General features: G+C 64.5%; 20 protein-coding genes. 10 read left to right on the top strand and 10 right to left on the bottom strand.

The features are described from left to right. Window position 1 precedes the first annotated feature (1 nt). Complete coding sequence (locus EPO50_RS01580) at window positions 2–1,066, top strand: glycosyltransferase family 1 protein (protein WP_296340884.1); 1,065 nt, start codon at window positions 2–4, stop codon at window positions 1,064–1,066. 8 nt (window positions 1,067–1,074) lie between these two features. On the opposite strand, the gene EPO50_RS01585 is transcribed toward EPO50_RS01580, so the two are convergent. Next, a complete protein-coding gene (locus EPO50_RS01585) occupies window positions 1,075–1,422 on the bottom strand; it encodes an SET domain-containing protein-lysine N-methyltransferase (protein ID WP_296340885.1) in 348 nt (115 codons plus the stop codon). Between the two features lie 157 nt (window positions 1,423–1,579). On the opposite strand from EPO50_RS01585, the gene EPO50_RS01590 reads away from it, so the two are divergent. Next, window positions 1,580–1,975 (top strand): VOC family protein, encoded by a 396-nt coding sequence (locus EPO50_RS01590; protein ID WP_296340886.1) that lies wholly within the window; start codon window positions 1,580–1,582, stop codon window positions 1,973–1,975. On the opposite strand, the gene EPO50_RS01595 is transcribed toward EPO50_RS01590, so the two are convergent. Genes EPO50_RS01595 through xseA form a run of 3 tightly spaced genes read right to left on the bottom strand, consistent with a single transcriptional unit; the run spans window position 1,972 to window position 4,680 of the window. After that, entirely contained in the window at window positions 1,972–2,403 is a 432-nt protein-coding gene (locus EPO50_RS01595) for a hypothetical protein (RefSeq protein WP_296340887.1), read from the bottom strand. The genes EPO50_RS01590 and EPO50_RS01595 overlap by 4 nt on opposite strands. An 11-nt stretch (window positions 2,404–2,414) precedes the next feature. Next, window positions 2,415–3,146 (bottom strand): ribonuclease activity regulator RraA, encoded by a 732-nt coding sequence (locus EPO50_RS01600; protein ID WP_296340888.1) that lies wholly within the window; start codon window positions 3,144–3,146, stop codon window positions 2,415–2,417. Window positions 3,147–3,159: 13 nt separating this feature from the next. Beyond that, the gene (gene xseA, locus EPO50_RS01605; protein ID WP_296340889.1) at window positions 3,160–4,680 is read right to left on the bottom strand and encodes an exodeoxyribonuclease VII large subunit; all 1,521 of its coding nucleotides are present in this window, start codon (window positions 4,678–4,680) and stop codon (window positions 3,160–3,162) included. Between the two features lie 58 nt (window positions 4,681–4,738). Here xseA and purD point away from each other — a divergent pair, with 58 nt between their 5' ends. From purD to pncA, 5 genes are read left to right on the top strand one after another with little or no spacing between them, the layout of a single operon-like run. After that, a complete protein-coding gene (purD, locus tag EPO50_RS01610; RefSeq protein ID WP_296340890.1) occupies window positions 4,739–6,016 on the top strand; it encodes a phosphoribosylamine--glycine ligase in 1,278 nt (425 codons plus the stop codon). Window positions 6,017–6,049: 33 nt separating this feature from the next. Next, window positions 6,050–7,177: an MBL fold metallo-hydrolase gene (locus tag EPO50_RS01615; RefSeq protein WP_296340891.1), complete on the top strand. Its 1,128-nt coding sequence runs from the start codon at window positions 6,050–6,052 to the stop codon at window positions 7,175–7,177. A 6-nt stretch (window positions 7,178–7,183) separates the two neighbouring features. Continuing rightward, complete coding sequence (queA, locus tag EPO50_RS01620; protein ID WP_296340892.1) at window positions 7,184–8,230, top strand: tRNA preQ1(34) S-adenosylmethionine ribosyltransferase-isomerase QueA; 1,047 nt, start codon at window positions 7,184–7,186, stop codon at window positions 8,228–8,230. Continuing rightward, on the top strand, window positions 8,227–9,351 hold the full coding sequence (tgt, locus tag EPO50_RS01625) for a tRNA guanosine(34) transglycosylase Tgt (RefSeq protein ID WP_296340893.1): 1,125 nt from the start codon (window positions 8,227–8,229) through the stop codon (window positions 9,349–9,351). Before queA ends, tgt begins: the two co-directional genes overlap by 4 nt. Before the next feature lie 13 nt (window positions 9,352–9,364). Next, window positions 9,365–9,973, top strand: coding sequence for a bifunctional nicotinamidase/pyrazinamidase (gene pncA / locus EPO50_RS01630; protein ID WP_296340894.1), 609 nt, complete (start codon window positions 9,365–9,367; stop codon window positions 9,971–9,973). 36 nt (window positions 9,974–10,009) lie between these two features. Here the strand turns inward: pncA and pcaF are convergent, their stop codons facing one another. From pcaF to EPO50_RS01655, 5 genes are all read right to left on the bottom strand, one after another. Then, complete coding sequence (gene pcaF / locus EPO50_RS01635) at window positions 10,010–11,212, bottom strand: 3-oxoadipyl-CoA thiolase (RefSeq protein ID WP_296340895.1); 1,203 nt, start codon at window positions 11,210–11,212, stop codon at window positions 10,010–10,012. Window positions 11,213–11,330: 118 nt separating this feature from the next. Beyond that, complete coding sequence (locus tag EPO50_RS01640) at window positions 11,331–11,957, bottom strand: hypothetical protein (RefSeq protein ID WP_296340896.1); 627 nt, start codon at window positions 11,955–11,957, stop codon at window positions 11,331–11,333. Window positions 11,958–11,969: 12 nt separating this feature from the next. After that, complete coding sequence (locus EPO50_RS01645; protein ID WP_296340897.1) at window positions 11,970–13,361, bottom strand: selenium-binding family protein; 1,392 nt, start codon at window positions 13,359–13,361, stop codon at window positions 11,970–11,972. 168 nt (window positions 13,362–13,529) lie between these two features. After that, entirely contained in the window at window positions 13,530–14,228 is a 699-nt protein-coding gene (locus EPO50_RS01650) for a class I SAM-dependent methyltransferase (RefSeq protein ID WP_296340898.1), read from the bottom strand. Further along, entirely contained in the window at window positions 14,212–15,444 is a 1,233-nt protein-coding gene (locus EPO50_RS01655) for a DUF3419 family protein (protein WP_296340899.1), read from the bottom strand. The genes EPO50_RS01650 and EPO50_RS01655 overlap by 17 nt, the downstream gene beginning before the upstream one ends. Before the next feature lie 125 nt (window positions 15,445–15,569). Between EPO50_RS01655 and EPO50_RS01660 the strand changes: the two genes are divergently transcribed. Further along, on the top strand, window positions 15,570–16,121 hold the full coding sequence (locus EPO50_RS01660) for a methylated-DNA--[protein]-cysteine S-methyltransferase (RefSeq protein WP_296340900.1): 552 nt from the start codon (window positions 15,570–15,572) through the stop codon (window positions 16,119–16,121). Further along, window positions 16,118–16,762 (top strand): DNA-3-methyladenine glycosylase, encoded by a 645-nt coding sequence (locus EPO50_RS01665; RefSeq protein WP_296340901.1) that lies wholly within the window; start codon window positions 16,118–16,120, stop codon window positions 16,760–16,762. Before EPO50_RS01660 ends, EPO50_RS01665 begins: the two co-directional genes overlap by 4 nt. 4 nt (window positions 16,763–16,766) lie before the next feature. Here EPO50_RS01665 and EPO50_RS01670 read toward each other — a convergent pair whose 3' ends face one another. Continuing rightward, complete coding sequence (locus EPO50_RS01670; protein ID WP_296340902.1) at window positions 16,767–17,822, bottom strand: glycosyltransferase family 4 protein; 1,056 nt, start codon at window positions 17,820–17,822, stop codon at window positions 16,767–16,769. A 184-nt stretch (window positions 17,823–18,006) separates the two neighbouring features. Here EPO50_RS01670 and EPO50_RS01675 point away from each other — a divergent pair, with 184 nt between their 5' ends. Then, window positions 18,007–19,767 carry an ABC transporter ATP-binding protein gene (locus EPO50_RS01675; RefSeq protein WP_296340903.1) on the top strand — a complete coding sequence of 587 codons (1,761 nt, stop codon included), beginning with the start codon at window positions 18,007–18,009 and terminating at the stop codon, window positions 19,765–19,767. The last annotated feature ends 25 nt before the right edge of the window (window positions 19,768–19,792 follow it).

The raw sequence follows: 19,792 nt of genomic DNA on the forward strand, positions 1-19,792 counted from the left end.
ATTGCGTATTGCCATTGTCTCCGATGCCTGGCGGCCGCAGATCAACGGCGTCGTGCGCACCCTGGAGACCGTCGCCCGCCTGCTGCGTGCCGACGGCCACGAGGTCGAGGTCTTCGGTCCCGACCGCTTCCGCACCTTGCCCTGCCCGACCTATCCCGAGATCCGCCTGTCGCTGTTCCCCGGGGCGCGGCTCGCGCACATGCTAAAGCTCTATGCTCCCGACGCCATTCACCTGGTGACGGAAGGTCCACTCGGCTGGGCGGCCCGCGGCTTCTGTATGAGCCGCGGCATTCCCTTCACGACCGCCTATCACACCCGCTTTCCCGAATACGTCCGGGCGCGCATCCGCATACCGCTGTCATGGAGTTACGCCTTCGTGCGCCGCTTCCATTCGACGTCGGCAGCCGTGCTGGTCGTCTCTCCCGCCATTCGCGAGGAGCTGTCGGAACGCGGCTTCGAGAACCTCGTGCCGTGGTCGCGTGGCGTCGACATCGCAGCCTTTCGGCCGCAGCCCCGTACCGAACTGGACGATGAGCGAGGTGGCGGACGGCCGGTATGGCTCTATGCCGGTCGCGTTGCCATCGAGAAGAACATCAAGGCCTTCCTCGACCTCGACCTGCCCGGCACCAAATGGGTGGTGGGTGGCGGTCCCCAGCTCAAGGAGCTAAAGCGCCGCTACAAGGATGTGCGCTTCTTCGGCTCCGTCGATACCGACGAGCTGTCGCAGCGATACTCCCAGGCCGATTGTTTTGTCTTTCCGAGCCGCACCGACACCTTCGGTCTGGTCATGGTCGAGGCGCTGGCCTCGGGCGTGCCGGTCGCCGGCTATCCCGTTCCGGGCCCGCTCGATGTCGTGACCGATCCCAAGGTCGGCGCTCTCGATGAGGATCTGCGTACCGCCTGCCTCGCCGCCGTGGCGCGCGATCCCGCGGATTGCCGCCGTCACGCCGAAAGCTTCACCTGGGAGCGCTGCGCTCAGCAATTCTTCCAGACGCTACGGCCTATCCCGCGGAGTTGCTGGCATCCCCTGAAACGGCGCGCCGTTCCGGATGCTGCTGCCTCCTGAGCAACAGCTCAGGGATAGAAATCCGAGCCGTAGTCGAAGGTCAGCTCTTCACCTTTCTTGATTCCTTCGATCCCCGCGACGATCCAGATCTGCCCGTTTTCCCGCAGGATGAAGCAGTTCGGATTGGCGCGCGCGTGGTTCGCGTAACGCGCTTCGTTGCCGTCCACGGCTCCGTCGAGGTTTTCGTCGTCACCGAGTTCGAAGATGCAGTCTGCGCCCTCGGCGATGCGCCCCTCGGCCAGCGAGTCCGAGATCCGCTCCCCTTTGTACTCGATGATCTTCACGCCCCAGGGAATGTCCTCTCCGGCAAACAGACCTTTGCCATGCAATGAGGATTTCTTGACCACCAGCTTCATGCATTCACGCTTTGTCGACCGCCGTTTCGCGACTCCTCTATATCGAATACGCGAACGCGCCCAGTATCGATTTACGCTTCATGGAGCTCCGAACGGGCCAAGCCGGTCGCTCCTCGATCGGGCTTGAACTCGACCCCATGACGACTACCTTCTGGATATGGCTGAGCTCAATCACCTGATCGTTCCGGCCAAGGACAAGGACGTCTCGGCCAAGTTCCTCGCCGACCTGCTGGGGATCGAGCCCGAGAAGCAGTGGGGTCATTTCCGGCCCGTGAAGACCGGTAATGGCGTCACCCTGGATTTCGTCACGTCATCGGACGTGCGCACCCAGCATTACGCTTTCCTGGTCAGTGACGCCGAGTTCGACAGCGCCTTCGCGAAGATCAAGAAGGCCGGCATCCCCTTCTACGGCTATCCCAACAAGAGCAGCCCCGGTGAGATCAACACGCTCTATGGCGGCCGCGGGATCTATTTCGAAGACCCCAGCGGCCATCTGCTCGAGCTGATCACCACACCTTACGGCGAACCGCCGGCCGGTCTCGGCAGTTCCTAGTTCTGTAGCGCTCGTCCGCCGTTCAGCACGCCGGCACGTCCGGCTTCAGGGCTGGTCTCGCGAATCGTGCAGACATACTGGCCAGGCAACATCTGCACATCGATGAAGCGTGTCTGGCCGGGTGCCAGATTGAGCCATATGGAATTGCCCGAATCACCGCCGCGGCAGCGGAAGACGTGATGGCCGGCGTTGATCTCGGCCCGCATCCAGGTCTGCGTGCCGAGCTGGCCGATGTAGAGCCCGTCGACCGACACGTTCAGGATCGGGCTGGCGGCTGCCGGATTGTAGAAGTAGACGGCTGCCGTCCCGGGCGGTGGCGGATTGAACTGCTTGCCGGCAGCATCCTGGCCCGGCGGCGCCATCGCCACCGACGAGGATTGGCAGCCCGCGAGGGCCAACAGCAACAGGGCGGCAAGGCTCTTGCGCATCGTCCTCTCCTTCAGCCGCCAGCGGGTTCGCCGGCCTTGATCCAGTCCTGGTAGAGCTTCTTGGTTTCATCGTTCGGCGGATAGGTGCCTTTGATCGGCTTGCCCTGGCCGACGCGGATCGCCACGAACTTCTCCAGACGCTCCTGCTCGAACGAGTCGCGCGCCACCTCGTCGGCGAGATGGCGCGGCACGACGATAGCGCCATCGCCGTCCGCCACGATTACATCGCCCGGATAAACTGCCACGCCGCAAATACCGACCGGCGTCTGCACTTCAACAGGATGGAGATGGTTCATGCTGGGCGGTGCCGCAGCCGCGACGCAGTAGACCGGGAAATCGAAGTTGCCTATCACCGGCGTGTCGCGCATGCCGCCGTCGCTCAGCACGCCGGCGACGCCGCGCACCTTGAGACGCAGCGCCAGAATATCGCCCAGGGTACCGGAACGCAGATTGCCCTCGGTGCCGATCACCAGCACATGACCTTCAGGCGTCTCCTCGATCGCCTTGTTCTGCGCGTGCGGCGGATCGTTGGGCGACGGCGGCTTGTCGAGATCTTCGCGACCCGGCACGTAGCGCAGCGTATAGGCCGGCCCCACCATGCGCGTCGCCTTGGGATTGAGCGGCCGCACGCCACTCACCGCCGTATTGCGAAAGCCGCGCTTCAGCATCTGCATGGAGACGGTCGCCGTGCTGGCATACATGAAGTTCTTGATGGTCTCGGCCGACAGCGGCGCGCTGGTCATCTTCGTTTCCCCCCTACAACAACGAACCTTGACTGCCGCTACCGCCGTCTCGACGGCGCGGTGGTGGCGGGGCCGCGGGCTTCGCAGCCCGGCCAGCGCTATCCGTAATTTTCGCGCCGACCTGACCGTCGGTAAACTCGATACTGATCGTCTGGCCTACACTCGTGCCGGCCGCCGCCAGCACTGGCTGCCCATCCTGATCGCGCACCAGCGCGAAGCCACGATTCAACACGGAATGGAAGGAGTAGCTTTCCAACAACTTACCGAGTTGATCGACCCGATCGGCACTCCGCGTCAGCAGATCCTCACTATGGCGCTTCAGACGGTCGGCATACTGTGAGAGGCGATCGTTCGTTCGCTCGATCTTCTGTCGCGTATCGCTTTTGAACCGCTCCATGGCAGCACGCAGCGCTCGCGACTCCGCGACCAGCAACTGTTCCTTCGTTGCGATAACGGCATTCGGCTGGAGGAGCCTCGCCGCCGCCAACGATTGAGCGCGTCGATCGACGAGTTGCCGCATCGCCAATCCCAGACGCTCGCCGCTGACATCGAGCCGCTGCTGGCGCTCCTCGATCAACCGGCGCGGATCACCCAGGCCACGCGCCAGGCCGGCAAGCTCCATCGTCGATTCGCGCAGCAGGCGGTTGACGCCGCCGACCAGCCGCTTGGCATAGTCCAGTGTCTCGGCCACCAGATCGGCACGTACGGGCACCGCCATTTCGGCCGCGGCAGTGGGCGTCGGCGCGCGGCGATCCGAGGCGAAGTCGATCAAGGTCGTATCGGTTTCATGGCCGACCGCTGAGATCAGCGGGATCGTCGAAGCGGCGGCAGCACGCACCACGACCTCCTCGTTGAACGCCCAGAGGTCTTCGAGACTGCCACCACCGCGTGCCACGATCAGCACGTCTGGCCGCGGCACGGGCCCGTCCTCGGGAAGCCTGTTGAAGCCGGCAATCGCAGCCGCAACTTCGCCTGCCGCCTTCTCGCCCTGCACGGCCACCGGCCAGACCAGGACGTGGCGCGGGAAACGATCAGCCAGGCGATGCAGGATATCGCGGATAACGGCGCCCGAGGGTGAGGTCACGACGCCCACGACTTCCGGCAGGAACGGCAGCGGCCGCTTGCGGTCCTGGTCGAACAGACCCTCGGCCTGCAGTTTCTTGCGGCGGTCCTCCAGGAGCTTCAGCAGCGCGCCTTCACCTGCCAGTTCCAGACGGTCGACGATGATCTGATAGCGCGACGAGCCGGCATAGGTCGTGAGCTTGCCGGTGGCGATGACCTCCAGTCCCTCTTCGATACGGATGCCGAGCCGCGGAATCGTGCCTTTCCAGGCAACGCCGTCGATCACCGCATTCTCGTCCTTCAGGCGGAAATAGCAGTGACCGGAACGCGGAAAGGACGGCTGGCTGATTTCGCCCCGCACCCGCACGCGCGGAAATGCCGTTTCGATTTCTCGCTTCAGCGCAAAGGAAAGTTCGGAAACTGAAAATTCCGGAACGTTGCTGGGAGGTGCGGGGGCGTCGAGGTTATCCATGGGTGACGCTAGCGTAGCCGCTTGTGCCTACGGCGCAAACTGTGGTCAAAGCCTCGCCATGCGAATCCTCGTGGTAGGCGGCGGCGGCCGCGAACATGCGCTCTGCTGGGCGATTTCGGCGTCGCCCCTGTGCACCAAGCTCTATTGCGCGCCAGGCAATGCCGGCATCGCGCAGGTCGCGGAATGCGTCGATGTCGGCGCCGAAGACATCGCCGGACAGGTGGCGCTCGCCCAGCGCGAGAAGATCGACTTTGTCGTGGTCGGTCCCGATGCCCCCCTGGTCGCCGGCATCGCCGACGCCTTCGCCGAGGCAGGCATCAAGGTCTGGGGCCCCTCGAAGGCCGCCGCCCAGCTCGAAGGCTCGAAGAGCTTCACCAAGGCGCTCTGCCGCGAGAACAACATTCCCACCGCGGCCTACGAGCACTTCACCGACGTCGCCAAAGCCGAGGCCTATATCCGCGCGCAGGGCGCACCGATCGTCGTCAAGGCGGACGGGCTGGCCGCCGGCAAGGGCGTGATTGTCGCCGAGACCGTGGAGCAGGCCGTCGAGGCGGTGCGCGACATTCTCGCGGGCAATCGTTTCGGCTCGGCCGGCGCCTCGGTCGTCATCGAGGAATTCATGCAGGGTGAGGAAGCGAGCTTCTTTGCCTTGAGCGACGGCGAGCATGTGTTGCCGCTGGTCGGCGCCCAGGATCACAAGCGTGCCTTCGATGGTGACAAGGGCCCCAACACCGGCGGCATGGGTGCCTACTCCCCGGCGCCGATCTTCGATGCCGCCATGCAGAAGCGCACCATGGACGAGATCGTCCTGCCGACGGTGCGCGCCATGGCCAAGGCCGGCTCGCCGTTCAAGGGCGTGCTCTATGTCGGAGTCATGATCGACAAGGACAGCCCGCGTCTGGTCGAGTTCAACTGCCGCTTTGGCGACCCCGAGTGCCAGGTCCTGATGATGCGGCTGAAATCCGATCTCGTGCCGGCACTGCTGGCCTGCGTCGACGGAGGCCTCAACCACCTCGACCTGCGCTGGTCCCAGGAGACTGCCCTTACCGTCATCCTGGCGACCAAGGGCTATCCCGACTCCTACCCGAAGGGCAGCGAGATCCGGGGGCTGGACGAGGCAGCCACGGTCGAGGGCGTGCAGATTTTCCATGCCGGCACCAGGGCCAACGGCAGCCGCATCCTGGCCAATGGCGGCCGCGTGTTGAACATCAGCGCCATGGCGCCGACCGTCGAGGAGGCCCGTGCCCGTGCCTACCGGGCTGTGGATTTGATCGACTGGCCAGAAGGCTTTTGCCGGCGTGATATTGCATGGCGGGCAGTCGGCCAGCGGTCGTGACAGCCCGACCTCGTTGTCGCTAGGGTCTTTTTCATGCCTGATTCGCCCGACCTCTCCCAGCGTCTGCTGGCCCAACTGCGCTTCCCCTGCGGTGACGTCCCGGAGCCCGGGGACATCAAGAACGTCGCCCCTGGCATCTACTGGCTGCGCATGCCGCTGCCCTTCCAGCTCAACCACATCAATTTGTGGCTGGTGGAAGAAAAGGACGGTTGGACGATCGTCGACACCGGCATCAATACGCAGGAAACGCGCGACCTCTGGGAGAAGATCTTCGCCCGGAAGCTGAACGGCAAACCCGTCACGCGCGTGATCGCCACACACCTCCATCCCGACCATGTCGGGCTGGCCGGCTGGCTTTGCCAAAAATGGAACGCGCCGCTCTGGATGACTCTGGGCGAGTACATGAGCGCGCAAGCGGCCCGCAACGACTTCGTGGAAAGCGACGAGATTCGCGCCGCCCATCTCGCGCGCAACGGCGTGCCGGCGGATCGCATTGCCAACTTCCATCGTCACAAGGGTGGCTACGCCAAAGGCGTGGCGCCGCTGCCCACGGCCTTTCAGCGCCTGATCCACGCCCACCCCATCACCATCGGTGGGCATCGCTGGGATGTCATCGTCGGTCGCGGCCACGCGCCCGAGCACGCCTCGCTGTGGTGCCCTGAACTCAACGTCATGATCGCCGGCGACCAGGTGCTGCCCAAGATCAGCACCAATGTCGGCGTCTGGCCGAACGAACCGCTGGCTGATGCCCTGACCTGGTTCCTCGACGGTTTCTCGCGCTTCCGCCGTCTGCCGGCCGATGCGCTGGTCCTGCCGAGCCACGGCTTTCCGTTCATTGGGCTGCATACGCGCCTCGACCAGCTCGTGGCCCATCACGATGCCCGCCTGAACGACATGACTACCGCCATCGCTCGCAAGGGGGCCGAAGGCGCGACGGGTTGGGACATGGTGCCGGTCCTCTTCCCGCGCCATCTCGACAACAACCAGATCGTATTCGCTTTCGGCGAGACCCTGGCGCACCTCCACTGCCTGGAGACGCGGGCGCGCGTGAAGCGGGTCGTCGTAGACGGCGTGCACAGTTTCGTCGCGCTGGTTGACCCTGCAAACGATCCGCCGTCCGACGATCCCTCTCCCGAGGTGATGGATGTCGGCGCTGTCTGACGGTTGATGCGCGTCGATCTTTTCGACTTCGAGCTTCCCGACGACCTCATCGCGCAGCGGCCCGTCTCGCCGCGCGATTCCGCGCGCCTGCTCGATGTCGCGCCGGATGGGCTGCACGACAGGACCGTGCGTGATTTGCCCGGCCTCCTACGCCGGGGCGATCTCCTTGTCTTCAACGACACCAAGGTCATCCCGGCTCGGCTGAAGGGTCTGCGTCCAGGCTCCGACGGTCGGCAGGATGTCGCGGTCGAGGCGTTGCTGATCCGAGATCTCGGCGCGGGTCACTGGCTCTCCTTTGCCCGGCCGACCAAGCGGCTGCGCCGTGGGGATGTCGTCACCTTCGCGAACGGGCTCGCGGCCACTGTCGAAGCCAAGCACGAAGACGGATCGATCGTGCTGGCATTCGATAAGAGCGGCCACGAATTTCTCACGGCCTTGGAACAAACCGGCGCGGTACCCCTGCCCCCTTACATTCGCGGCGGAACGGCCGACGCGCAGGATCGCGCGGACTACCAGACTCTCTTCGCCCGCACCGACGGCTCGGTTGCCGCCCCCACTGCCGGCCTGCATTTCACGCCGCCTTTGCTGGCAGCGCTGGCAGCGGCCGGCATTGGTACTGCAGGCGTCACGCTTCACGTCGGCGCCGGTACCTTCCAGCCGGTACGGGTCGACGACACCGACTCCCACACCATGCATGCCGAATGGGGCGAGATCCCCGAGGCTACGGCACGCGCCGTTGCCGCGACGCGCGCGGCAGGTGGCCGGGTCGTCTCGATCGGCACGACGTCGCTCAGGTTACTGGAATCCGTGGCGCGCGCCCATGACGGCGCGGTGAAGCCGTGGAGCGGCGAAACCGACATCTTCATCACGCCAGGTTTCCGCTTTCGCGCCGTCGACCTGCTGCTCACCAACTTCCATTTGCCGCGTTCGACATTGTTCATGCTGGTCGCCGCCTTCGCAGGCCTCGACTGCATGAAGCAGGCTTATGCGCACGCAATAAGCGAGCGATACCGCTTCTATTCTTACGGCGATTGTTGTTTGTTGCGCCGATGAGCCTTTCCTACAAGCTGCTCGGCACCGATGGCGAAGCACGCCGCGGGCAGATCACGACGGCGCACGGCACGATCGAGACGCCGGCCTTCATGCCGGTCGGTACCGCCGGCACCGTGAAGGCGATGATGCCGCAATCCGTCGCCGGCACCGGCGCCGAAATCGTGCTGGGCAACACCTTCCATCTGATGCTGCGGCCGGGTGCGGAGCGAGTCGCCTCGTTGGGTGGCCTGCACAAGTTCATGAACTGGCCGGGTCCGATCCTGACCGATTCAGGCGGCTTCCAGGTGATGTCACTGAAGGAGCTGCGCAAGCTCGATCCGGATGGCGTCACCTTTCGGTCGCCCGCCGATGGCTCGCAGCACCGCCTCACGCCGGAACGCTCGATCGAGATTCAGCGCCTGCTCGACGCCGACATCACCATGTCGTTCGACGAATGCACGAGCTGGCCGGTGGAGGAGCCGGCGGCGGCCTTCTCCATGCGGCTTTCGATGAAGTGGGCGGAGCGCGGCAAGCGGGCCTTCACCGAGCGTCCGGGCTATGGCTTGTTCGGCATCGTTCAGGGTAGCGTCTTTCCCGCCCTGCGCGAGGAGAGCGCCAAGGCGCTTACCTCGATCGGATTCGATGGCTATGCCGTCGGCGGGCTCGCCGTCGGCGAAGGCCAGGAAACGATGTTCCGCGTCCTCGACCAGACCGTGCCGCTGCTGCCGGCCGACCGGCCGCGTTATCTGATGGGCGTTGGACGGCCGGCCGATATCGTCGGCGCGGTGAAGCGCGGCATCGACATGTTCGACTGCGTGATGCCGACGCGCTCGGGCCGCACGGCGCAGGCCTTCACGCGCCGCGGCGAACTCAACCTGCGCAATGCGCGCCATCGCGACGATCCGCGACCGATCGACGAGCATTGCGCCTGCCCTGCCTGCAAACACCACAGCCGCGCCTATCTGCATCACCTTATTCGTTCTGAGGAGATCCTTGGTGCGATGCTGCTCACCTGGCACAACCTGCATTACTATCAGGATGTCATGCGTGGCTTGCGTGGCGCCATCGAAAGCAACTCACTGGGTCACTGGATCGCCGCATTCGAAAGCGATCAAAGCCTCGGTGACATCCCCCCATTGTAGCGGAGCGTAACGGATGCCCAACGAGGCGTTGATCGTGGTCGATATGCAGAACGATTTCTGCGAAGGCGGCGCGCTGGCTGTGCCAGGTGCCAATGCCGTCGTGCCGCTGGTCAACCGCCTGATTGGCCGCCATGACCACATCGTGCTGACGCAGGATTGGCATCCGCCAGGCCATGCCTCGTTCGCCAGTTCCTGGGCCGATGCCGAGCCCTTCTCGACCGTAAAGTTCTCTTACGGCCCGCAGACCCTATGGCCAGATCACTGTGTGCAAGGAACGCCGGGGGCTGCTTTTCATCCCGATCTCGAAGTGACCAAGGCGCAGATGATCGTGCGCAAGGGCTACCACACCGGGATCGATTCCTATTCGGCGTTCCGCGAGAACGATCGCATGACGCGCACCGGCCTCGACGGCTACCTGAAGGCGCGCGGATTCACGCGGTTGATCTTCTGTGGCCTGGCGCTCGACTACTGCGTTGCCTGGTCGGCCATCGACGCCCGCCAGGCCGGCTTCGATGTCGCCGTGGTGCTCGAGGCCACCGCCGCCATCGACCTCGACGGCAGCCGCAAGCGCATGCTCACCGAGATGCGCCAGGGCGGTATCAATCTCAGCCTTGCTGCCTGACGAGGTCGACGCGACAGCTTCGGCGCAGGCGGCGTATCAGACCCGTTCCAGCGCCAGCGCGATGCCCTGGCCGACGCCGATGCACATGGTGGCAAGAGCGCGCTTGCCACCAGTCGCTTCGAGCTGGTTGAGAGCCGTGATCATCAACCGGCCGCCTGAGGCGCCGAGCGGATGGCCGAGCGCGATGGCGCCACCGTTGGGATTGACGTTCTCGGCATCGTCGCTGAGGCCAAGCTGACGGAGGACGGCAAGCGCCTGGGCCGCGAAGGCCTCATTGAGTTCGATCGTGTCGAAATCGCCGATGGTCATGCCGAGCTTGGCCAGCAGCTTCTGTGTCGCCGGCACCGGGCCGATGCCCATGACGCGGGGCGGCACGCCGGCCGATACCGTGCCCAGGATACGGGCGCGGGGCGTGAGGCCGTTGGCCCGGGCCGCAGCTTCCGAGGCGATGATCATGGCGCAAGCGCCATCGTTCAGGCCCGAGGAGTTACCGGCCGTCACCGAGCCGCCGTCGCGGAACGCCGCCGCCAGCTTTGAGAGGGTTTCCATCGTCGTATCACCGCGCGGGTGCTCGTCCTTGCCGACGACAATCTCGGCCTTGCCCTTCTTGACGGTGACCGAAACGATTTCCTTGTCGAAGAAGCCGCGATCCTGCGCGGCCTTGCAGCGGCGCTGGCTGCGATAGGCGAAGGCGTCCTGATCGGTGCGGCTGATCTGGTGTTCCGTCGCGACGTTCTCGGCGGTCTGGCCCATCGGGTCGACACCATAGGCGGCCTTCATGCGCGGGTTGACGAAGCGCCAGCCCAGCACCGTGTCCTCGAGCTTCATGGAGCGGTCGAAGGCGCCTTCGGGCTTGCCCATGACATAGGGCGAGCGGGTCATGCCCTCGACGCCGCCAGCGATCATCATGTCGGCTTCGCCGAGCTTCACGGCGCGTGCGGCATGTCCGGCCGCTTCCAGGCCCGACCCGCAGAGCCGATTCACGGTGGCGCCGGCAACCTCAACTGGCAGACCGGCGAGCAGACCTGCCATGCGCGCGACATTGCGGTTGTCCTCGCCCGCCTGGTTCACACAACCATAGATGACATCGTCGACCGAGCCCCAATCGACATTGGCGTTGCGCTGCATCAGCGCCTTGATCGGATGGGCGGCGAGATCGTCCACACGCATAGCGCCCAGGCCACCGTTATAACGGCCGACGGGGGTGCGGATCGCATCACAAATGAAGGCTTCGGTCATCTTGGGTACTCCCAACTCAATCAATGTGTCGGGGTAGCACCGCTCGCAGGGGCTTGCCAATGGCCCCTGCCATGCCTCGCCGGCGGAGGGGCCATGCGGCGATAGAGCTGCCATGCCGCTACGCCACCAGGAGCACCATACCCGCCAGGACAAGCGCCACGGTCCATACGAGGTCGAGATTGATCCACGCATGCCGCAGCATGGCCAACCCGATCCACTCATAGACTGACACGGCCACTGCGGCTGTGACCCCCAGCATCGCGAGCGTGTGCAGGCCGATGCCTAGAAGAGCTGGAACCACGGGCGAGGCTGCGCCCGCTGCCACGTCACCGGGAAAGCAGAGCGGCACCAGGACGGGCCACAACATCAGCCCGGCACCGTGGGCTGAGGCCATCAGGAATGACCAGAGGCCGAGACCGGCGAGCCCCGTGCGCATGCCGACCCGAACGCGATGACGCGCCCCATAGAACCAATGGAACATCGCCCAGCCGATGAGGAACAGTCCGGCTGCGACGCTCACGGTCCGAACATCGACCAGCACGCCGGCCAGGACGAGCAGGCCGGCCGTCATTGCGATGGATAGGGCATGCCCTGCCGCAATCGGCAGCAGGGACAGCCAAACGATACGACGATCCTGGCGATGCTGCCCCAGCGCAACCGCGAACAGCCAGCCCATGCCCGGATTGAGGCCATGAAAGGCGCCCAGCCCAGCGATGACGATCCACGGCCAGGCGCCACTCGTCACTGCCGCGTCCCGTCAGGGATAGCAGTACGAGTCCGACGAGCAGTCGCCGCCTTCAAGCCGCACCTGATGTGGCCGATGCGACTTCGGCCACTTCACGAAGAACTTGGGATCGAAGGCGATGCCGCCGGACGGCGAGGCGTCGAGCTTCACCATCCAACCCTCGATCCCGTCGGGATAGAATTGCGGATCGATGGCGCCGTAAAGCGAGTTGGTGAAATACACGCGCCGGCCGTCGCGGCTGATCTCGACCATTTGCGGGCCACCGCTGAGCGCCCCGTTGCCCGCCGGATGCGTCGCCCTGGAAACGATGCCGCCGATACGCACTTTGCCCGTCAGTTTGGGATTGAGCGGATCGGAGACGTCGTACTGCTGGAGATCACCTGTGCCCCAGCAAGCGACGTAGAGGAACTTGTCGTCCATGGAGAGGTCGATGTCGGTGACCAGCGGTGGACAGGCCTTGAAGCCTTTGAGAACGGGTGGCAGGTCGTCCTCGCTCGCGGGCTCGGCCGGGATCTCGATCACCTTCTTGACGGCCCACTTGTCGCCGTCGCGGTACCAGGTCCAGATCGACGACGAGAGGTTCTCCAGACTGATGACACAATTGACGAAGCCGTAGGCCTTGGTCGGATCATGTGCGGGCCGCAGCTCGAAGACGAGCTGGTACTTGTCGCCGAAATCGATGGTTTGCATGTGCTTGCGCTTGTGCAGATCCCAGAAATGCAGCCGACGCCCGTACTTGGCGCCCAGCAACACCTCGGGGATCAGGCCGTTCTCGAAAGTATCCGGCGTACCCCATTCACTGGTCACCATCGTGTCGTGTCCGAGATGCCACCAGGCATCGTAGGCGAAGTGCTGCGGTCCACGGTCCATCTCCCACTGGCCTCGGACGTCGAAGCTTTCGTGATCCATCAGGAAGATGCCGCCAGGTCCCTTGCCTTCACGATTGCCGAGCGCGGCGACGTAGATGCCCTCGGGTCCGCAATGGATGGTGTGTGGTCGCGTATAGCCCGCTTTGTCGGCGACCTCCTCGGGTTCGATCACCTTGACGATCGCGGGCTGGCGCGGATCGGGCTTGGTATCGAGGATGTGAATGCGCGAAGAGCGCAGGCCCGGCACGATCAGATAGCGCCGCTCCATGTGCGGATGTGGCGCGTTGGGGCACAGGCTCGACGAGCAGGCGTTCCATCCAAAATGATGCAGCTCGTCGCCGACATTGGGCATCGACGTATTGCCGATGATGGTCGAGTAGCTTGCGGAGTTGGAGTCGACGTCGACGACGGCTATCGAGTCCGGAACCTTCCGGTCTGGATCGAAGGCTGCGACATAGGCCAGCGTTTCCGGTTTGGCCTTCATCGCCATTCGAGGTGAAGGATAGAAACTCGGGTCGGGTGTCCAGGTCGGCATTGTCTGTCTCCTCTAGACGCGTGCTGTACTCCCACAAAAGTTGGATTGGTCGGCAAAGGTGCTCTGGCACTCGGTGCGGCTCATCCTGAGCCTGAAACCGCTGACCGCCTATTGTGCGCGCAAAATCCGATCGGCTCCATCACTCGAATCCCGGCCTTCAGGACCTATCTAGATGCGGGGATCGCTGCGCCGGCAGACTGCGTACTGGGCGTATCCGCGATAGGGCCGCTCGAAACGGCTGAGGGCTGCTGCCCGCCCCTGGGCCAGTTCGGCCAGCGAAGCTTCCAGCCCGTCGCGCGGCGCGACATGGAACAAGGCAAGCCAGCGCCGCAGGCCGACGCGGAACCAGAGCGGCAGGCGTTCCTGGCCGCCGAAATCAACGATATGCAGTTCACCGCCAGGTCGCACCCATGCCAGCGCCTGGGCCAGCACGCTCTCCCAGGCCGGGATCATCGACAGGCTGTAGGAGATGAAGATCCGCGAAAAGGACGGCACGCCGAAGAGAATAGCCGGATCGAACCGTGTGGCGTCGGCATGGGCGAGGCGGATACGCGACGCGAGCCCCTCCCGCTCGACGATCTGCCTGGCTGTCAGCAGCATCTCCGTAGAGATGTCGATGCCGAACAGGGCCGCCTCGGGATAGCGGCGTGCGACAGCAACCAGATTACGCGCCGTGCCACAGCCGATCTCCAGAACCCGCTCGCCCGGTGGCGGCGCCAACTGGTCGATCATGCGATCGCGGCCCAGCAGGTAGTACTTACGGCTGAGATCGTAAACGTGGCGCTGGCGGCGGTAGATGCGATCCATCAGCTCCGCCGAGCGGCCGGAGGTCGCCACGATCTCGCTCACCTCAGCCCTCGAAGACATAGAGGTGGAAGCCGCCATAGATCGCGGACCGGTCGCGTTGCGTGAAGGCGAGCGACGCCTGCTCTTCGTAGCGCCAACGCGACAGCAGTGCCGGATCGACCCGGCCCGGCAGCAGCGAAGGCTCGGCGGCAGTGCGGAAGACGACGCGCGCGCCTGGCCGCGCGGTGCGCGTGATCTCGGTCCAGAGCGCGTTGAGCTGGGCGTCGGTCATCCAGTCCTGGGCATCGAGCAGGACATAGCGATCTCGCGACTCCGCCGGGCAGGAGGCGAGATACTCCGTTACCGACTTGTTCATCACATCGACCCGGTCGGCGCGGCCGCGCACAGCGTCGAACTGATTCTGCCGCAGATAAGGCGGCAGCGGGCCGCTGGCATCGCCGGCATAGGAGCGGCCGAACGCCTGCCAGGCAAAGTAGTTGTCATGCAGGCTAAAGCCGCAGGCCAGCCGCTCGACCCGATCGCGCAGCACGGCTCCCATGTCGCGGCCACCAGCCAAGGCCTCGTACTGTGCCGGCGGTATGCCGAGGCCATAGAGCGACAGCCGGTTGGCCGTGGCCCAGCGCACCGCAGGCTTGTCGAACAGCGGCGCCAACATGGTCTCGAAGAAACGCCGCTGCTCTTCGAGCGATTGCGCACTCAGGAGCTGGCGTAGATCGACCCCATAGGCACGTGCAGCGACATGTGCGACGCCGATGAAGCGGCCCAGCACACCATGACGATAGGCATTGCGTGCGAAGATCGAAATGCGGCGACGCCCCAACTGCTGCAGGCTGCGACCTTCCCAATAGGCACGGCTCTGCGAGTCGAGATGCGGCGCAATCAGGCGGTCATAGGCACGAAGATTGGCCTCGACGTCGGCTGCACCGAAGAACCGATAGAACGATTCCCACGAGGGCAGCCTGGCCGCAGCCACGAGCTTCAGGCGGTTCAACGCGACGTGCGCCTGGCTGAGATCGAGGGCCGTGATGCGGCCGGGATCGGCCGTCAAATAGGAGAGAACGTTGCAGCCGCCCGAAGCGATCGCCACGACATGGCAATCCGGCGTCAGCGCCAGGGCTTCAAGGTCGATCTCGGGATCTTCCCAGATCTGGGTATAGACAAGACCGCGAAACAGCTTCTCGAAAAGACGCTCCAGAAGCCCCTCACGGGACAGCGCCTTGTGCCGGCGCACCGCCTCTTTCAGACGGACATGGCTTTCGGCCCGCGGATAGACCAACCCCAGAGACTCCGGCTCGACTCAATCCTGACAATATACCCACCGTCGGTGCCAGTTTGATGACGGTGCGGTCGGTGGATTTCCACGACTTGACGGGATGACTGGTTAGGTAGAAAGCTGCCCCCATGACGGCCCTGAGCTTCACTCTGTTCGATACGCCGATCGGCACCTGCGGGCTCATCTGGAGCGGCCGCGGTATCGCCGGTCTGCAACTGCCGGAGGCGACGGCCCAGGCAACGCGCAGCCGGGTCAAGCGGCGCTGGCCCGGCGTGACGGAGACCACCCCGCCTTCTGGCGTGCAGCGTGCACTCGATCGCGTGCAGGCATTGCTGGCAGGTGGCGCCACTACCCTCGAAGACATCCCGCTCGATCTCGAAGCTGCGCCGGAGTTCCACCGTAAGGTCTACGAAGTGGCGCGCACCATCCCACCCGGTCACACGATGACCTATGGCGAGATCGCCAAGCGTCTCGGCACGCCGCATGAATCGCGCGAGGTCGGTCAGGCGCTCGGACGCAACCCCATTGCCATCATCGTCCCCTGCCATCGCGTGCTCGGCGCCGACGGCAAGATGGGCGGCTTTTCCGCGGGCGGTGGTGTCGCAACCAAGCGGCGCATCCTGGAAATCGAAGGCGCCTCGGCGCTAAGCGCCGGCCCCCTGTTCGATACGGCGCGATGACAGGCTTTGGCTTCCAGCCACGTCGAGCCGTCAACCACCTGCGCGCGGCCGATCTGGCGCTTGCCGAAATCATCGACGCCGTCGGCCCTTTCCGGATGGAGCTCAAGGCCTCACGCAGCCTCTTTGGTGCGCTTGCCGAAGCGATCGTCTACCAGCAGCTTTCCAACAAGGCGGCCGCAACGATCTACGGACGGGTCGAGGCCCTCTATCCGCGCGCGACCGACGGCTTCACACCACGCCATATTCTGAGGACGCCGGACGAGAAGCTGCGCGGCTGCGGCCTCTCACGCGCCAAGGTGCTGGCCGTGCAGGACCTCGCGCGCCGAGTTGCCAGTGGTGAGCTGCCAACGCTCGAACAAGCGCAGGCACTCGACGACGCCATGCTGATTGAACGATTGGTTCAGGTGCGCGGCATCGGCCGCTGGAGCGCCGAGATGTTCCTGATGTTCAGGCTAGGTCGACCGGACGTCCTGCCGCTCGACGATTACAGCCTGCGTAAAGCCTATGCGAAGGCCTTCCGCAAGCGCGCCCTGCCCTCCCCGCAAGCCCTCGAAAAGGCCGGAGAAAAGTGGCGACCGTATCGCACGGTCGCGTGCTGGTATCTCTGGCGCACGCTCGAAACGGCGCTGGTCGGCCCCTGACGCTTCAGGCTGTGACCACCCTGAGACGCGGTGCGTCGCTCTCGGCCATGCGGCGGTAGACGGAGAGATAATCCATCGCCATGCGCCGGGCCGTGAAGCGCTCCTCGAAGCGGGCACGAATCCGGGCGCGCGACAGCTCGGGCAGGCGACGTACGGCATCGACGGCCTCCGCTTCGTTGTTGACGATGAAGCCGGTCAATCCGTCCTCGACGATCTCGGGCACCGAGCCGCCGGGATAGGCGAGTATCGGCGTGCCGCAGGCCATGGCCTCGATCATCACCAGCCCAAACGGCTCGGGCCAGTCGATCGGCATCAGCAGCCCGACCGCACCGCCCAGAAAGTCGGATTTCTGAGCGTCGCTGATCTCGCCGATATACTCGATGCCAGGCAACTCGAGCAGCGGCCTGATTTCGTGCTCGTAGTACTGCCTATCTACAGGATCGACCTTGGCCGCGATCTTGAGCGGCATGCCGGCGCGGCGAGCGATATGGATCGCGCGGTCAACCGCCTTCTCCGGCGCGATGCGGCCAAGCACGGCGAGGTATCCCGGCTTCGCCGGACGAGGCTGCAGGAGATCGGCCGGCAAGCCATGATAGATCGTGTCGATCCAATGTGCGTTTGGCACTGGCTGGCGCTGGGCATCGGAAATGGAGATGACCGGCGCACGGTTGAAGACATCGAACACGACCTGATGCTCCGGCAGGTCGAGTCTGCCATGCAAAGTTGTAATGAAGGGTGTGGCGTTTCGTGAGAAGAGCGAAAAGGGAAAATAGTCGAGGTGGAAATGCAGAATGTCGAACTGGTCCGCACGCTGATAGACGTGTTCCAGCATCGCCATGTGCAATGCCATTGGATCGCGCACCTTGCCGTCGAGCCGCAGTGCCCGGGGCCAGACCGGTTCCAGACGAGCCTTGGTCTGAGAGTCGCCGCTGGCGAACAGGGTCACATCGTGGCCGAGGGCCACCAATTCTTCGGTCAGCCAGGATACGACGCGTTCGGTGCCGCCGTAGAGTTTGGGGGGGATAGCCTCGGTCAGCGGTGCGACTTGGGCAATGCGCATGCACTTGTACTCCCGTAATTGGTAACCTCGACGCACGCGCTTCGCTTCGCAAAGGCGCCATGCGCGAAAGCGCGAAAATCAACCGTACAATGTGGTGATCACGCGGCAGCCACCGGTTGGTCACAGCTCGCGGCTGGAGCCGCAAGGTAATGAACCTTTCAGCCCCAGAATCGTTCCCTAGGTCATGGAAGATCTCAGCCCACTCGCCGGCCGGCCGTTCGCTTTTCTTTTTCGCTACGTGGCCCGCCGGCCGATAGCTCATGCCGCCATTTTTCTGGCGGTCGTCGGCGCCGCCGCCTGCTCGGTTAGCACCCAGTACGGTGTAAAATCTCTCATCGATGCGCTGTCTGGCAGCAATAGCGAGATGGTCTGGGTGGCCTTTGCCTTGTTGGTGGGCCTTATGGCAGCCGACAACTTCTTGTGGCGGCTAGCCGGCTGGATCGCCAGCTACGCCTTCGTGGCGGCCAGCGGCGAATTACGTAGCGAGCTGTTCCGACACATTACCGATCACGCCCCGAGCTTTTTCACGGGGCGCCAGGCTGGCACGGTGACCGGCCGAGTGACTGCGACAGGCAACGCCGCCTTCACCATCCAGAACATGTTCATATGGAATGTATTGCCGCCCTGCGTCGCTACCTTGGGCGCCGTCGCCTTCTTGATGACAGTCGATCCGTTGATGACGGGGTCATTGGTCGCGGTGGCAGCCGTCCTGCTTTATGGGCTCTTTCGGCTCGCCGCGGCAGGCGCGACGCTACATATGGGGTTTGCCGACAAGGCGGCAGGAGTCGAAGGCGAACTGACCGACGTTGTCTCCAACATCATGCTGGTCCGCAGCTTCGGCGCAATCGGCCGTGAGCGGCGCCGCTTCCGGCAGACCGTCGGCGAAGAGATGGCCGCTCGCCGTACCAGCCTGCTCTATCTCGAGAAGATCCGCTTTCTGCATGCCGCCTTCACGGTTGCGCTAACCGTCGGTCTGCTCGCGTGGGCAATCATGCTGTGGCAGCGCGGAGCGATAAGCAGCGGTCAGGTCATCCTGGTGTGCACACTCGGATTGACGATCCTCTATGCGACGCGCGATCTCGCGGTGGCTCTGGTCGATGTCACGCAACACACCGCTCGGCTCTCCGAGGCATTGACCACGCTCCTGCAGCCGCACGACCTCCGGGATACCGTGGACGCACGCCCCCTCGCCGGCCGGCGCCGCGCCGTGACCTTCGAGAATGTCTCCTTCACCTATGCCGACGGCCATCGCGTGTTCGAGAAATTCGGTGTCGAGTTCCGGCCGGGGCAACGCACCGGCCTGGTCGGTCCATCCGGCGGCGGCAAATCGACCCTGCTCTCCCTGTTGCAGCGCTTCCACGATCTCGACCGTGGCCGCATCCTCATCGATGGCCAGGATATTGCGCAGACCACCCAGGAGAGTCTGCGGCAGGCAATCTCGCTGGTACCTCAGGACATTTCACTGCTTCACCGCTCGGTCATGGACAACATCCGATACGGCAAGCCGGATGCCAGTGACGAGGAAGTCAGGCACGCGGCAGATGCCGCGCGCTGCCACTCATTCATCCAGGCTTTGCCACAGGGCTTCGATACGATCGTCGGCGAGCGCGGCGCCCGGCTATCGGCCGGCCAGCGCCAACGCATCGCCATCGCCCGCGCTTTGCTGAAGGATACGCCAATACTCCTGCTCGACGAGGCGACATCGTCACTCGATGGTGAGTCCGAAGAGGCGATCCGCCAGGCGCTGGACCGGCTGATGGAAAACCGGACCGTGATCGCCATCGCCCATCGCCTTTCCACCTTGCGCAGCTTCGACCGTATCCTAGTGCTGGAGGGCGGTCATATCGTGCAGGACGGAGCGCCGACGGAACTGCTGCACCGGGACGGCCCCTATCGCACCCTGGTCTGGCAGGAGCTCCATCGGCTGTCGCGCACGGCGGCGTGATCAGGCTACCTCCAAAGGCGCGCTC

Source organism: Reyranella sp., from assembly GCF_004297405.1.
Lineage (GTDB): Bacteria > Pseudomonadota > Alphaproteobacteria > Reyranellales > Reyranellaceae > Reyranella.